This is a genomic window from Tolypothrix tenuis PCC 7101 (assembly GCF_963874875.1).
Lineage (GTDB): Bacteria > Cyanobacteriota > Cyanobacteriia > Cyanobacteriales > Nostocaceae > Aulosira > Aulosira tenue.
This window is the reverse complement of the sequence record NZ_CAWNJS010000001.1, coordinates 2,798,151-2,812,627: the sequence shown is the minus strand read 5'-3', so window position 1 is coordinate 2,812,627 and position 14,477 is coordinate 2,798,151. Positions and strand designations below refer to the sequence as shown.

General features: G+C 42.5%; 13 protein-coding genes. 7 read left to right on the top strand and 6 right to left on the bottom strand.

The genetic code is table 11. The features are described 5' to 3' along the window. Window positions 1-55: 55 nt before the first annotated feature. The 4 genes from AACU25_RS11555 to AACU25_RS11540 all read right to left on the bottom strand — a co-directional run bounded on the left by AACU25_RS11555 (window position 56) and on the right by AACU25_RS11540 (window position 4,755). Window positions 56-2,959 carry a cation-translocating P-type ATPase gene (locus AACU25_RS11555; protein WP_096575707.1) on the bottom strand — a complete coding sequence of 968 codons (2,904 nt, stop codon included), beginning with the start codon at window positions 2,957-2,959 and terminating at the stop codon, window positions 56-58. A 203-nt stretch (window positions 2,960-3,162) separates the two neighbouring features. Continuing rightward, entirely contained in the window at window positions 3,163-3,570 is a 408-nt protein-coding gene (locus AACU25_RS11550; RefSeq protein ID WP_096575705.1) for a protein tyrosine phosphatase family protein, read from the bottom strand. 208 nt (window positions 3,571-3,778) lie between these two features. Then, window positions 3,779-3,955, bottom strand: a complete 177-nt coding sequence (locus tag AACU25_RS11545; RefSeq protein WP_190445633.1) for a hypothetical protein — start codon at window positions 3,953-3,955, stop codon at window positions 3,779-3,781. Window positions 3,956-4,056: 101 nt separating this feature from the next. Continuing rightward, window positions 4,057-4,755: a GerMN domain-containing protein gene (locus AACU25_RS11540; RefSeq protein WP_096575703.1), complete on the bottom strand. Its 699-nt coding sequence runs from the start codon at window positions 4,753-4,755 to the stop codon at window positions 4,057-4,059. A 773-nt stretch (window positions 4,756-5,528) separates the two neighbouring features. On the opposite strand from AACU25_RS11540, the gene hoxE reads away from it, so the two are divergent. The 5 genes from hoxE (at window position 5,529) to AACU25_RS11515 (ending at window position 10,743) form a co-directional block, all read left to right on the top strand. Further along, entirely contained in the window at window positions 5,529-6,074 is a 546-nt protein-coding gene (gene hoxE, locus AACU25_RS11535; protein WP_045874000.1) for a bidirectional hydrogenase complex protein HoxE, read from the top strand. A 3-nt stretch (window positions 6,075-6,077) separates the two neighbouring features. Beyond that, window positions 6,078-7,724, top strand: coding sequence for a NuoF family protein (locus tag AACU25_RS11530; RefSeq protein WP_096575701.1), 1,647 nt, complete (start codon window positions 6,078-6,080; stop codon window positions 7,722-7,724). Between the two features lie 510 nt (window positions 7,725-8,234). Continuing rightward, window positions 8,235-8,651, top strand: a complete 417-nt coding sequence (locus AACU25_RS11525) for a hypothetical protein (protein WP_096575699.1) — start codon at window positions 8,235-8,237, stop codon at window positions 8,649-8,651. A 219-nt stretch (window positions 8,652-8,870) separates the two neighbouring features. Further along, on the top strand, window positions 8,871-9,674 hold the full coding sequence (locus AACU25_RS11520; protein ID WP_096575697.1) for an SDR family NAD(P)-dependent oxidoreductase: 804 nt from the start codon (window positions 8,871-8,873) through the stop codon (window positions 9,672-9,674). A 394-nt stretch (window positions 9,675-10,068) separates the two neighbouring features. Further along, entirely contained in the window at window positions 10,069-10,743 is a 675-nt protein-coding gene (locus tag AACU25_RS11515) for a glutathione S-transferase family protein (RefSeq protein WP_096575695.1), read from the top strand. Window positions 10,744-10,790: 47 nt separating this feature from the next. Here AACU25_RS11515 and AACU25_RS11510 read toward each other — a convergent pair whose 3' ends face one another. Both AACU25_RS11510 and tnpA read right to left on the bottom strand, forming a co-directional pair. Further along, the gene (locus tag AACU25_RS11510) at window positions 10,791-11,000 is read right to left on the bottom strand and encodes a hypothetical protein (RefSeq protein ID WP_096583668.1); all 210 of its coding nucleotides are present in this window, start codon (window positions 10,998-11,000) and stop codon (window positions 10,791-10,793) included. Between the two features lie 540 nt (window positions 11,001-11,540). Next, window positions 11,541-11,945, bottom strand: a complete 405-nt coding sequence (gene tnpA, locus AACU25_RS11505; RefSeq protein ID WP_096583666.1) for an IS200/IS605 family transposase — start codon at window positions 11,943-11,945, stop codon at window positions 11,541-11,543. Between the two features lie 535 nt (window positions 11,946-12,480). Here tnpA and AACU25_RS11500 point away from each other — a divergent pair. Both AACU25_RS11500 and AACU25_RS11495 read left to right on the top strand, forming a co-directional pair. Next, the gene (locus tag AACU25_RS11500) at window positions 12,481-13,509 is read left to right on the top strand and encodes an RNA-guided endonuclease InsQ/TnpB family protein (protein ID WP_339382015.1); all 1,029 of its coding nucleotides are present in this window, start codon (window positions 12,481-12,483) and stop codon (window positions 13,507-13,509) included. A 23-nt stretch (window positions 13,510-13,532) separates the two neighbouring features. Further along, complete coding sequence (locus AACU25_RS11495; protein WP_096575693.1) at window positions 13,533-13,721, top strand: DUF2171 domain-containing protein; 189 nt, start codon at window positions 13,533-13,535, stop codon at window positions 13,719-13,721. Window positions 13,722-14,477 lie beyond the last annotated feature (756 nt).

Here is a 14,477-nt window from a genome sequence, read left to right as displayed (position 1 = left end):
ATTGATTTTGTAGATACAGTACAAGATAATTAATGACGAAAATTCTCCATCTCATCTAATTTAAGATTTTGCGTCGCCGTCTTTTACGCAGCCAAGTTTTACGTAATTCTTCTGCACCTAATAAAAGTGGCGGACAGATTAACAGAAACAACCATTGCCAAAGTGTCAATGGAGAAGTAGAGAAGATATGCCTTAGAGGGGGAATTTCAATGATGGCGATAATCAACGTCCATTCTGTAGCAATTCCCAGCCAGATGAAAGGATTGGAAAAGATTCCTAATCGTAAAATTGAAGTCCGTTCTGAACGACAAGCAAAAACGTTACCGTCTTGACAAGCAACAATAATTGCTAAAGTCATAGTAGTGGCTTGAGCGTAAATCAAGGCGATCGCAGGATCGGCGGTGCGAGAAAGAATTGCTGGTGCGATCGCTTGCAATGATGCCAAGTTGTAACCGTAGCTTTGCCAAACCATGAAGAAGCCAGCCATCCCTAAAGCTGCTTCAATTAATCCTAAGAAACAGTAGGCGCGTAACAGTAAAGAACGATCCAGTAGTGGTTTAGATTTGGCACGAGGCGGCATTTGCATTGTACCTGCTTCGGCACGTTCAGCACCTAGTGCCAGGGCTGGGATGATATCGGTTCCCAAATCCACGATCAGAATTTGCATAATGATTAACGCTGGCGGGATTTTGAGGGTAACCATTAACAGAAATGGCACCAGTTCAGCAACGTTGGATGCCAAAATATAGGTCATAAACTTGCGAATGTTCTGATAGACTGAGCGCCCCTGCTCAACTGCGGCGACAATGGTGGCAAAGTTGTCGTCTGTCAGTACAATGTCGGCGGCTTCTCTGGCAACATCTGTGCCGTTCAATCCCATCGCAATGCCAATATTCGCCGCACGTAGGGCAGGTGCATCGTTCACACCGTCGCCTGTGACTGCTACTACTTCCCCAATATCTTTATAAGCTTGGACGAGGCGCAGTTTGTGTTCTGGTGACATCCGCGCAAACACTAAACCTTCGCGATATTTAACAATTTGCTGTAGTTGGGCATCGGAGATATGTCCCATGCCTTCACCAGTAACGACGCGTACCTTATCAGCTACCAAACCAATATTGCGGGCGATCGCTTCCGCAGTCAAGCCATAATCGCCAGTTACCATTGTGACTTTGATACCAGCTTGATGACATTTAGCGATCGCATCGGCTACCTCTTCTCGAGGCGGATCGAACATAGCCACCAAACCAATAAAAATCAGGTTTTGCTCTAGATCCTGGGCTTTGAGATCCAGTAACTCTTGGCTACCCCGGCGCGCCGCCAGTCCCAAAACGCGAAATCCTTGCCTTGCTAAATCATCATTAGCTTGGACAACATCATCCCAAGCCTCGTGGGTTAATTCCTGTACGGTGCCATCATGCAGAATTGTATGGCAATGCTTCAAAACTTCTAGAGGTGCACCTTTGGTAAATGCTAAATAGGGCAATTCATCTTGCCATAATGCCGCAGCTTGCCAATTTAGTACCACTGTCATCATCCGGCGGCGGGAATCGAAGGGAATCTCACGCAACCGTGGTAACTGTTGTTGTAAATTTTCTAAATTCAGTCCCGCTTTAGCGGCTACTACTAGCAACGCTGCTTCTGTTGGATCGCCAATTTCTTGCCAACGGCTAGGGGCTGTTAGGTGAATTAGGCGGGCGTTAGAACAAAGGGCAGAACCGATGAGTAAAAGATTTGCTTTCCAGGCGACAGCGGTATCTGATGGTAATCTCACCTTACCAACTGTGGGATCGTAACCTGCACCTGTGACCTCAATCAAAGCCTGGGAACTAGAAGGATGAGACTCTTCGGGTAACCAGAGATAGCGCACTGTCATTTCATTTTTGGTCAGCGTCCCTGTTTTATCGGTGCAAATCACAGTGGTAGCGCTGAGGGTTTCCACAGATGACAGCCGCCTGACTAGGGCATTGCGCCTAGCCATGCGTCGCACACCAATCGCCAGAGATAAGGTGACAGTTGGTAATAATCCTTCTGGCACGAGTGCCACAATAATCCCGATCGCAAAAATAAAGCTTTCTTTGACTTCTATACCCACCAAAAAATACGCCAGCAAGAAAACAATAATTCCCATGCTGACAGCGATCGCAGTGATAATCCGCACGATATAAGCCACCTGGACTTCTAAGGTGCTGGGTTCCCGCTTGACTACTGTTGTTAAATGGGCAACCTGTCCAAATTCCGTCTGGGCACCCGTAGCATAAACCACCGCTACAGCACGTCCGGCGGCGACAGTCGAACCTGCTAACACTAAATTGGCAATTTCCGAGGGATTCACCTTTTCTTGCATTGGCTGCTCCCCTGGACGTAGCAAGGTGTTACCGCCGCGAATCGGTACAGCTTCCCGCAACCTTACCGGATAAGCATTCCGCGCCACGGGTAAAGACTCCCCTGTCATCACTGATACATCCAAATACAAGTTATCCGCAGATACCAACCGTGCATCAGCAGAAACGCGATCGCCTTCTTCTAACTGCATCACATCACCACGCACCAACTCTCGCGCGGGGATTTGCTTCAGTTCCCCATCTCGATACACTTTCACCTGCATCGGCAATACTTTTTTTAAAGCCGATAGCGCTTGTTCTGCTTGGAACTCCTGCCAAAAGCTAAAGATAGCGTTAATCCAGATTACTGCCCAAATTGCCCAGCCGAGTTCAGGTGTCCGCGAAATAAACGCTAAAATACCTGCAACCCAAAGCAGCAAAGCCATGAAATGAGTTAGTTGGTCAGTAAAACGCAGCCATAAAGGACGATGAACTGGTTCTGGTAACTCGTTTGCGCCGAATTGTGCAAATCTTTCTTGAGCTTCATCTGCCGATAAGCCATTGGTAGCGCTCCCTAGTGACTCATAGACCTCTTCAACCGATAATGCCCAGATAGGCTGATGAGATGATGCCATGATCTTGTTCGGTGTTGGGTTATCAAGAAAGGCAGAATTTAAGTGCCAACTGTTAATATAATTTGTAATTAATAATTCGTAATTTGTAATTAATTATCCCATGACTTTATGCTTGGGATAAGTAATTATTGAAAAAGGTTGTACAGATAAAGTAAATTTCACGCCTATGCATGAAAAATCAAACTTTACCTATAGATTATTGCTCACAATCTTACCTTGATGGCATCATCTAATAAACCCAAGTTTTCTGCTTGTTTAAACGCTTGTTCTAAAGACATACCTTGTCTGGTAGCCAGATACATTAATACCATTGCGATCGCCCGCACGGAGCTATCACAATGTATGACTGTTGGTTTGGGTAGTTCAACAATTTTTTGAAATACCTGGACTGTATTTAGAGAATTAATTTCTGTCAGTTTTATTGGCAGATTAGCATAATGTAATCCCAGTAACTGAGCGTAAAGCTGCTCGCTGCTTTGAAAACCCATTTCGTCAGGCGATCGCAAATTTAGTACAGACTTATAGCCCTCATCAGCAAGCTTTTTTAATTCTTCGGAATCAATTTGTCCGGCAATAGTTAATTCGTTATTAATTTTTCTGATTGTGTCCATCCCTCCCTCCTCCCAAGCGGTGAATAATGAATTAAAGAATTGAGATATAAGTCTGGTAAAATACCCTACATTGCCGAATAAAATTCCCACACCAAAACGTTGCTTTCTTAACCCTAAACTTGAGCTTGATCAGGTAGAATACAGGGTGTTTTTTTGTGGTAAATCCCAGCAACATAAAATTTATCCTTTAATCCATTTCACCAAGGAATTAAAAATGTTTTTGTTCAGGAGGATCGCCTTCGTATGGTTGTACTCCTGTAGCTGGATAATTATCGTTACTTGGTGTAAAAGCTCTAGCCGCGCCAGTAGAGATATAGCGAATCACTTGTTGCGGAACTTCAACAATCGCCTGTAAGATTTGCCCAATTTTAGTTGTAGTAGACATAATTTTTCTCCAGAGTACAAAACAGTTATTTAACTCAGAGAATGAAATTGCAAGTATCTATTATTAAAGATAATAATTGTTTAAGATACTTTCATCATTCATCATTCAATAGAAAAATCTTCAGTGAATTCTTTACGGGTTAGAGGTGCTTTCAAAGTAATACCTTCACCACCAAGAGGATAACTTTCATCCAGTAGCTTGCCATCTATAGAAATAAAAACTTGAGCATTAGGTTCTAGACTACTGGCTGTGTACAAAACTTGAGCAACTCGATAAACCATTGAACTAGTACCACCTCCAGAGGCAAATTCACCTGACAGGTTTACATAAATTCCTGTGGGGGTGATTTGCAACCCTAATAACTTCGTATTAGCAGGAATTGTAGTACTCAAGTTATTAGTTTGAGGATTGGTCAGCATATTATTCAGCGCTGCTTTTAAAGCCACTTCTTTAGAAGCCTTATCTTGAACAGTAACCGATTGCGGCACTAAATGAATTTTTGTACCTTCAACTTTTACCCAATAAGTTTGAGGTTGTAATTGTATTGCTGCTGGTTGAACTTTCGGCGCTAATTTTACTGCTGGTTTAGTAACTGTTGTTTGTTTTTTGGGTGGCGAAACTACATTGGGTGGAACCTGTGAAGCCGGAGAATTATCTAATTGGGAAGGATTAGTTGGTGAATTGGCAGGTTTTGTTGTTTGCCAAGCCCACAAACCACTTCCTCCAACTACCATGAGCAGGAGTAGCATAAAACCAATTAGGTATTCATGTTGAACAGAATGATTATGTTGGTTTCTCATAGCTAGCTCCTGCAAACTGATTGATTTAAAGAATTTTTGCAATAGCAATCCTCTAGCTACCCTAGAATCCAAAATTTATATGTTTAGCATTTTGAATTTTGAATTCCTATGTCTGGCGTAACTCAAGGAGTTATACAATCTCGGCTTTACTTTCAAGGTAAGCAAAGAATTTGAGGAACTTGTGAGGATTGGGGATCGGGGGTTAGGGACTGGCGACTGGGGATTGGGGACTGGGGATTAGGGACTGGGGATTAGGGACTGGGGACTAGGGACTGGGGCCTAGGGCAGGGCTGTTTCATTCCCTAAAAGCCTTGAAAAATCAAGGGTTCAGGAGATGAAAAATCAGCAAGGTATTCAATTGGCATTCAATCTTAGGCATCAATATGGTCAATAATTCATGACTTTTGCCCGAATATTTATCGCCAATCATATTGACAAAATACATACCTTATCGAATGAATCAGCCCTGGGGGCCTAGGGGGATGAGAAAGATGAGAGATAAGGGTAAATAAGAAACACCAAACACCCAACCCCAACACCAATTAACAATTATTGACACTTCCCAACATCCATTACCCAATCCCCATTACTCATTCCCCATTACCCAATCCCCATTACCCAATCCCCAATCCCCAATCCCCAGTCCCCATTCCCCATTCCCCCATCCTCACAAGTTCCTCAAATTATTCCCATATAACTTCACTGTCAGGCTAAGAGCAGCTTGACACGGTAGCGGAAGCTATATAGAACTTCTAAACAAAAGGCTCAAATTTATGAATTCAGCATCTGCTGCTCAACCGAAAAACAGCAAAACAGCATCTTCAGCAACACACGCTAGTGGTGATAAACGCTTTAAGATGCTGGATGCAACTATTAAACGCTATCAGTATCAACAAGATGCACTCATTGAGATTCTGCATAAAGCACAGGAACTCTTTGGCTATTTAGAAACAGATGTATTAATTTACGTTGCCCAAAGTTTAAAATTGCCACCTAGCCGAGTGTATGGTGTTGCAACTTTTTATCACTTATTTTCATTAGCACCAAGTGGCGCACATAGTTGTGTGATTTGTACGGGTACGGCTTGTTACGTCAAAGGCGCGCAAGCGATTTTGACAGAGTTAGAAAAATCTGACAACATTCGCGCAGGTGAAACCACACCTGATGGACAAGTTTCATTGTTAACTGCAAGGTGTCTAGGTGCTTGTGGAATTGCACCAGCTGTAGTTTTTGATGGCGCTGTCTTAGGAAATCAAACTGCTGAATCAGTACATGAATGGATACACCACTGCACCGCAGAAAGCACAAAGGAAGGCTAAAACATGGATCTAGCTGAATTAGTTGAAATTGGCCAAAAAGAACGTGCTTCTGAGAAACCAGTGCAAGTTCGCTGTTGTATGGCGGCGGGTTGTCTGTCTGCTAATTCCGAAGCTGTCAAGAAAAGTTTGGATGCAGCTGTCTCAGCTGCAGGTTTAGAAGCACAAGTGCAAGTAACTGGCGTTGGTTGTATGCGCTTGTGCTGTCAAGGGCCATTAGTTGAAGTCAAGGGAGAAATTAAACAATCTTCAGTAGATAAACCAGTTGCCGAAGAAACCCTCGGTACGCTTTACGAAAAAGTAGCACCAGCAGATGCACCTTCGATTATTGGCACTCTAACTGGTGGCGAAACCACAGTGCAAAAAGGTGATTTAGCGCAGCCATTTTTTACCTATCAAATGCCAATTGTTTTAGAAAACAGTGGCAAAGTCGATCCCGAACGCATTCAATCTTATATTGCAGCTAAGGGTTATCAAGCGCTTTATCACGTACTGCGGGAAAAAACTCCAGCAGATGTCATCGATACCATTACTCGCAGTGGTTTGCGGGGTAGAGGTGGTGCTGGTTATCCCACAGGGGTGAAATGGGCAACAGTCGCTAAAGCTAAAGGCGATCGCAAATTTGTAATTTGCAACGCCGATGAAGGAGATCCTGGTGCATTCATGGATCGCAGCATTTTAGAAAGCGATCCCCATCGTGTTTTAGAAGGAATGGCGATCGCAGCTTATGCTGTCGGTGCAGAGCAAGGATACATCTACGTGCGCGCTGAATATCCTACCGCCATTAACCGCTTACAAATTGCCATTCGCCAAGCGCAACGTTTGGGTATTTTAGGCACTCAAATTTTTGACTCCCGCTTTGATTTTAAAGTTGATATCCGTATTGGTGCAGGTGCTTATGTTTGCGGTGAAGAAACCGCATTAATGGCATCTATTGAAGGTAAACGCGGTATGCCAGAACCCCGTCCTCCCTATCCAGCTGAGTCTGGGTTGTGGGGATATCCAACTTTAATTAACAACGTCGAAACCTACGCCAATATTTCACCAATTATTCGCAAAGGTGCTGAGTGGTTCGCCAGCATCGGTACAGAAAAGAGCAAAGGCACAAAAGTTTTCGCCCTTGCTGGTCAAATTACTAACACTGGTTTAATCGAAGTACCGATGGGAACGCCATTGGAACTGATTGTAGAAACAATGGGCGGTGGCGTACCCAATGGCGGTATAGTCAAAGCCGTACAAACAGGCGGCCCTTCCGGCGGATGTATCCCCGCATCAGCTTTTAATAGTCCAGTAGATTATGAATCACTTGCCCAACTAGGTTCAATGATGGGTTCTGGTGGCATGATCGTCATGGATAAAACCACTAACATGGTTGATGTTGCCCGTTTCTTCATGGAATTCTGTATGGATGAATCCTGCGGTAAATGCATTCCTTGTCGAGTAGGAACTGTGCAATTGCACCATTTATTAACCAAGATTAGTGAAGGCAAAGCCTCCATGACTGACTTAGCTTTGCTAGAAGAACTTTGTGAAACTGTGAAATTTACCAGCCTATGTGGTTTGGGACAATCAGCACCCAATCCAGTATTTAGTACATTACGTTATTTCAAAGAAGAGTATTTAGCATTAATTAAACAAGGCGCAAAAGTTTAATTGTAGAGACGCGATTCATCGCGTCTTTTGGAGAGATTCGATTAACCGCGTCTTTACAAGAGTCAAGAGTCAAAAGTCAAAAAATGACCATCATTCTTGGCTCATAAAACATGACAGCAGACAACAAATCTGAGATGAGTAGGGCACGGCATCCACAATCTTTGGTATATCAAATATCTTATTGGTGCCCAGTGGTGTCAACTTAACGTGAAACCCTCATCATGACTTGATTTTGCTTCAAATCGCCTACCATCAAGATCCGCGTTACCCCTCCCCAGTTTTGTCTAAAGCCAAAACTTCCCCTCCCCTTGGCAAGGGGAGGGGTTAGGGGGAGGGGTAAAAGGCTTGTGGGATAAGCGTTTGAACTTAAGTTGACACGTATGATTGGTGCCGTGCCCCTACAAAGAATTTATCTGTCTATCTTAATTTCCATATTTACCAATTACCAATTACCAATTACCAATTACCAATTACCAATTACCCATTGGTATTACTTTAGAGGTAAACAATATGATTTTCCTCAAAAGCATTATTGTTTGGCTGGTGTTTATTCTTGGTGAAAGCGTAAATGGCACTGTTCGTACTTTCTGGCTAGTACCAGCATTAGGTGATTTTTGGGCACATCAAATATCATTTTTCACCGGGTCGATTTTAGTAGTAGCGATCGCAACTATTTTTGTGAAATGGCTTCATGCAACCCGCACCTCTCAATTGCTCAACATTGGGATACTGTGGATGCTGCTAACTCTGAGCTTTGAGATTTGCTTAGGACGCTTTGTTTTAGGCTATTCTTGGCAGCAAATCGCCGCTGACTACAACTTGTTAAATGGTGGATTAATGCCCATTGGTTTAGTTCTCTTAATATTAGCCCCATTAATCGCTGCAAAAATTCGCGGTGTTGCACTCAAAAAAAATCAAACGGCTTAGGGTGGAATGTCACTTACTTAAAAATGGGCATAGGGCATTGGATAATTATATTCTCCCCCTGCTCCCTGCTCCCTGCTCCCTGCCCCCCTGCCTCCTCATCTGTACCCTGGGTAAGACGTAATCACACTATTGCCTCTCTAGCATTGTAAATGTTGCTACCAATGTTGAGTAGTAACCGAAACGCAAGCATAGAGCAGTTATAAAGGAATTTCCCAGGATATGAATAGTTCGTTAACCCGACCCTTTGCTGTCGTCACTGGTGCTTCCAATGGCATCGGTTATGAACTCGCCAAACAGTTTGCCCAAAACGGTTTTGACCTTCTAGTAACAGCCACTGGAGCGAGCATTAACGAAGCTGCTAAAGCTTTTGAGAGTTTGGGCGCGAAAGTTAAAACAGTAGAGTGCGATTTGGCAACTTATGATGGTGTAGAGACACTCTACAATCAAATTAAAGAAACTAATCGTGCAGTAGATGCGATCGCAATTAATGCGGGTGTTGGTGTTGGTGGTGACTTTGCCCGCGAAACTAACCTTCAGGATGAGCTGAATTTAATTAACCTCAATGTTGTCTCAACTGTCCATCTCGCCAAACGAGTTCTGAAAGATATGGTGGAGCATGGTAAAGGTCGAATTCTCTTCACTTCATCCATTGCTGCCATCATGCCCGGGCCGTTTGAGGCAGTTTACGCAGCTTCTAAAGCATTTATACAATCTTTCGCCGAAGGAATACGTAACGAATTAAAGAACACGGGTGTGAGCGTCACTGCCCTTATGCCAGGCCCAACTGATACCAACTTTTTCCATCGTGCGGAGATGGATGACACAAAAGTAGGTGCAGGAGAAAAGGACAATCCGGCAGTTGTCGCCAAGCAAGGTTTTGAGGCGCTGATGTCAGGGAAAGATCATATTATTGCAGGTTCCCTGAAAACCAAACTTCAGGGCGCTGTGAGTCAAGTCTTACCTGATACGGTAAATGCTGAACAGCACCGTCAGCTGAGTGAGCCAGGTTCAGCCAATAAATAATTACTCATAGGTTTGTTGACTGTTAACTGTCAGCAGTCAACAATTAAAAATTGGCTGATACCAATTTGAAAAAAGAATGCGACAGATTGTAGGGCTACGGCATTGCTCAGTGGTGTCAAGCTAAAAGCTATATAGGGCGGGCGTTGTACAAATACCTCGTGCCCTCATCCCCTAACCCCTTCTCCCTCAGGGAGAAGGGGAATTGAATCTCTTGCTCCCCTCTCCTGGTGGGAGAGGGGCTGGGGGTGAGGGCGAAACCTTGCAACTAAGCGGGTTTCACGTTAAGTTGACACCTATGGGGCAATTGCTGTGCCCTCTAGAATATATTGATGTTTCGCTAACATTATTTGATTTAGTATTAGTTTCACACCGCCCTACTTAAGAGAATAATTGGATGCTTACTGTCCACCACTTAAATAACTCGCGTTCTCAGCGTATACTCTGGTTGCTGGAGGAACTCGGCATAGAGTACGAAATTAAACGCTACGAACGCGACCCGAAAACTATGCTGGCTCCAGCATCGCTACGCCAGGTACATCCACTCGGTAAGTCGCCAGTGATTACCGACGGTGCGCTTACCCTAGCGGAATCCGGTGCCATCATTGAGTATTTGGTAGAACGTTATGGTAACGGCAGATTGATTCCTCCGGCGGATACACCAGAACGACTACGCTATACCTACTGGCTGCATTATGCAGAAGGTTCAGCGATGCCATTGCTGGTGTTTCAGCTGATTTTTGATCGCATCGAGCATGAGCCAATGCCCTTTTTTGCCAGGCCCATAGCCAGAGCGATCGCAGGACGTGTCAAAACTTCTTTTCTAGGGCCGCAGATAGCGCAGCACCTAGATTACCTAGAAGCGGAACTGCAAAAAAGCACGTGGTTTGCTGGCCATGAATTCACCGCCGCAGATATCCAAGTCAGCTTTCCCCTAGAAGCGGCTAATGCACTAGGACGGCTAAATGCCAGCCACCCTCATCTTATGGAATTTCTAGATCGGATTCACGCACGACCAGCTTATCAGCGCGCCCTGGAACGTGGCGGTACTTACGACCTGCTGTCAGCATAATTTTTTGGATGAGTTTTGATTTGGTTAAATTTGCTCAACCAAAATTTTCAATCATCTAACAAACTCATCAATGCATGAATTTCAGGGTCTCGTGATTCTGATAACTTTTGTTGTAATTTTAATATTTGCTTTTCTAATGCTTGAGCCGTGTAGACCATATTAGATTCTTGTGCAATTTTTAATTGACTTTCTTTAATCCTGATTTGTCTCAGCAATTCATCTACATGATGAATGGAATCATAATCTAGAGAAATCATACCCTGATACCTATGAACCATCTCAGCAGTAAAGTTAACTGGTCGTTTTATATGTCGCTTCGATTTATTAAATCTAAATAAAAATTGTACAGGGTATTGTTTCAATTTTTTATTGACCTGAATTATCTTAAATTTTATCAATACAGCCTTTTTTAGGTAAACAAAGCCCATCAGTAGCGAACAATTTTCTCTACGAACAAAGCTGATCTGTATGCCATTTGAAGTACTGATATCAGTACAATACCATCTGTCTGGAGAACGAAGCACGTCTTTAAGAATGTAACTATCGTATTTAGTGAAGTTGCCTAAAACCCTACCTGCTCATTGATAAAACGAATCAGCAGGAGCAAGGTCAGATTTTTTACAAACTTAATTACGAGGTACAAAATGGATGTATCACAGCTTCAAGAACATTTACCAGTCTATGCAGAAGGCCCTGGCGGTTTATCAGGAGCATCTGACACCCGAAAATAGCGGGAAGCTTTTCCGCCTCGTCTCTTCAGAGCGAGGCGGAAAAGCGACCCGTGCGACTTTAGTCGCCTAGTAATGATGTGGGTCTTCAATATACTTCTGGATGGTTTCAGCACTAACATTACCTGCCGTGCTGAAAAAGTAACTTTTACTCCATAAGCTAGGTAGTTTCAGTAGTTCAGGAAACTCTTTGCGTAGATAATTTGAAGACCTTCCTTTAAAAGCTTTAACAACTAAATGAATTGGATCTGTTGGGTTAATCTCAACAAACAAGTGGATATGGTCTGGAGCAATTTCTAAAGCTCGGATGTTCCATTTTTTCTCCGCAGCTAATTCTTGCCATATTTGATAAAGGCGATTTCTGATTTCACCTTTCAAGACTGGTTTACGACGCTTCGGGATGAAAACGAAATGAACAATAGCCAAACCTACAGAGTGATTATAGTGCTGATACTCAAAAGTCTGTTTACGCATGAAGTCTCGCCATTTTTCAATCATCATGTTTAATCTCATTATCTTGTGATATACTGTCGTTTAGTATAAAGATATCGACAAAATTATGTATGGATGTCAACAGACGCTAATTCATGCTCCGCCTGATGTTCAGGCTATTATTGAATACCTATGCACAGAATCAAACAAAGTTTGGAACTGCTCTGTTTACTACGCTAGACAAATCTATTTTAAAACTAGCAGAGTAATTAAACGGGCTGAAATATGTGCTGAAATGGTTCGCTCTAAGAATAAACATTTTGGAGCGATGTATGTATCTTCAGCACAGCAAACTTGTAATAACGTCGCAGAAGCTTTTAAGTCATTCCAAGAATTAACAAAACTTTGGAAACGCGGAGAACTTCAAGACAAACCATCGTTACCAAAATATCGAAAAACTGGATTATTCACGGTCACTTACCCTAAGCGTTGGTTAAAACTAACAGACGATGGAATTAGAATACCGTTAGGGAATCAAGTAAAAACTTGGTTTGGCATTGATGCAATTTATTTACCAATGCCATCAAATTTAAAGTGGGAAGATATCAAAGAACTCAGGATATTACCCAGAAATAGATGTTTTTATGCCGAATTTGTTTATCCCGTTGAAAAAGAGGAAAAGGGGCTCTTAGCAGGGAGCAAGGGGGATAGTTCAGATGGGGATTCGACCCCACCTGAACGAGAGCAACTTGATAGAAGTGGGGGAATCAGACCCATGTTCCGCTCCGCTCCACGGCAGGAGTCAGGGGTCATTTCCCCCTGCTCCTTTTCCCCCTGCCCCCTGCCTCTTGTTGAGGATATCAAATCTCAACTGTCTGCAAATAAGGTATTAGGGATTGATCATGGCATTGACAACTGGTTGACTTGCGTTAGTAATATTGGCACAAGCTTCATTGTTGATGGGAAGCACCTTAAGTCTCTCAACCAATGGTATAACAAGCGAGTTGCCAGTCTAAAAGAGAATAAAGAGCAAGGTTTCTGGTCTAAGCAACTAGCTGCAATCACAGAAAAACGTAACCGCCAAATGAGAGATGCTGTAAACAAAGCAGCAAGATTAGTGATTAGTCACTGCCTAGAAAATAGCATTGGTCGAATTGTCTTTGGTTGGAATCAAGGACAAAAAGACAATGCAAATATGGGACGTAAAGCTAATCAGAAATTTGTTCAAATTCCTACAGCCAAGCTCAAAGAACGTATTATTCAACTTTGCCAACAATATGGCATTGATTTTGTTGAAACCGAAGAAGCTAATACTTCTGCTGCCTCATTTGTTGATGGCGATAGTCTCCCAAAATATGGTGAAAAACCCGAAGGGTGGAAGTCATCAGGTAAGCGAGTAAAACGCGGATTATTCCGTACTGCAAACAATTGGTATATCAATGCAGATACCAATGGAGCAGCGAATATTGTTTCTAAAGTAGCGGCAACATTGGGGATTAACCTCAGTGGAGTCAGTAGAGGCGCGTTGACTACGCCATTACGAGTTCATTTGTGGACTCTTAAGAATCCCCCGACTTTTTGTTTAAATAAGCGAAGCGAAATTTAAACAGTCGGGGGAGTGTCAAACATATTGGCAATGTCGATTCTGTGGAAGGAAATAAATATGTCAAGCTAACCAAGAATAATGCTCCTGATGGACAACATCACTGGTTCCCCATTGATTGGGTGAGAGCAATAGATGAACGCGCTGTTTACCTCAAAAAAACAGTAGACGAAGTAGCCGCAGAATTGCTCAATGAACAGCCGACTGGTGCTTGAGTTCGATGTGATTGCTGAAAAAATTCCAGTTCACGTAGGATGCGTTAGCGATAGCGTAACGCATCCGTGCCAAAGGTTTTCGTGCTGAGATTTTTTCAGCAATCAAATTGGATTCTTAATAGATAATTAATTGTTGTAGCTAATTTCACTACAATTGACTGTATAAAGATAGAATTTTGCTGAATTAGATAAATTTGTGATGTTTTTCAAAGCGTATGGATTTATGCGTTAGTTTGCTGGTGCTTTCATTTCATTAGATTTTTCGCTTCATCAATCATACTGCCCTAATCATTTAATTAATTTATGAGCGCAGCTATAGGTTCGCGGAGATAAATTTAATCAAATCTTGAATATTTAGCATTTTCTAGCATTTTGAGCATTAAAAAACTCTGTCTGGGTGTTTTATTGTCTATTACTGCTTTACAATCCCGGACGGCTAATATTAGTCAGAATTTAAGTTAGATTATCTCTATGAATTGACTATTAAAATAATTGATATAGGGTGATTATTTTGAGATTTTGCTGTAAAAATTTATTTTAAACTTTTGTCTCATTTGTGCCATAATGTCACGAGTAAAAAGGTAGTAATAAACTGAATGCCCCTAAGCAATATAGGGGTAAATTAGTCATTTGCTAATAACCAAGCTCTACATTTAGTAATTTCAAACTAATGTAGAACTTGGTTGGTAGTTAGCGGAGAATTCTAAGTATTTATACAGCTTTGACTCTGGGAAGATTCAGCTAGAGACAAGTTTT

What these genes read in the sequence shown, in the direction of transcription:
- AACU25_RS11555 (WP_096575707.1), bottom strand. Translation starts at nt 2,959, where the DNA reads ATGGCATCATCTCATCAGCCTATCTGGGCATTATCGGTTGAAGAGGTC.
- AACU25_RS11550 (WP_096575705.1), bottom strand. Translation starts at nt 3,570, where the DNA reads ATGGACACAATCAGAAAAATTAATAACGAATTAACTATTGCCGGACAA.
- AACU25_RS11545 (WP_190445633.1), bottom strand. Translation starts at nt 3,955, where the DNA reads ATGTCTACTACAACTAAAATTGGGCAAATCTTACAGGCGATTGTTGAA.
- AACU25_RS11540 (WP_096575703.1), bottom strand. Translation starts at nt 4,755, where the DNA reads ATGAGAAACCAACATAATCATTCTGTTCAACATGAATACCTAATTGGT.
- hoxE (WP_045874000.1), top strand. Translation starts at nt 5,529, where the DNA reads ATGAATTCAGCATCTGCTGCTCAACCGAAAAACAGCAAAACAGCATCT.
- AACU25_RS11530 (WP_096575701.1), top strand. Translation starts at nt 6,078, where the DNA reads ATGGATCTAGCTGAATTAGTTGAAATTGGCCAAAAAGAACGTGCTTCT.
- AACU25_RS11525 (WP_096575699.1), top strand. Translation starts at nt 8,235, where the DNA reads ATGATTTTCCTCAAAAGCATTATTGTTTGGCTGGTGTTTATTCTTGGT.
- AACU25_RS11520 (WP_096575697.1), top strand. Translation starts at nt 8,871, where the DNA reads ATGAATAGTTCGTTAACCCGACCCTTTGCTGTCGTCACTGGTGCTTCC.
- AACU25_RS11515 (WP_096575695.1), top strand. Translation starts at nt 10,069, where the DNA reads ATGCTTACTGTCCACCACTTAAATAACTCGCGTTCTCAGCGTATACTC.
- AACU25_RS11510 (WP_096583668.1), bottom strand. Translation starts at nt 11,000, where the DNA reads ATGATTTCTCTAGATTATGATTCCATTCATCATGTAGATGAATTGCTG.
- tnpA (WP_096583666.1), bottom strand. Translation starts at nt 11,945, where the DNA reads ATGCGTAAACAGACTTTTGAGTATCAGCACTATAATCACTCTGTAGGT.
- AACU25_RS11500 (WP_339382015.1), top strand. Translation starts at nt 12,481, where the DNA reads ATGCCATCAAATTTAAAGTGGGAAGATATCAAAGAACTCAGGATATTA.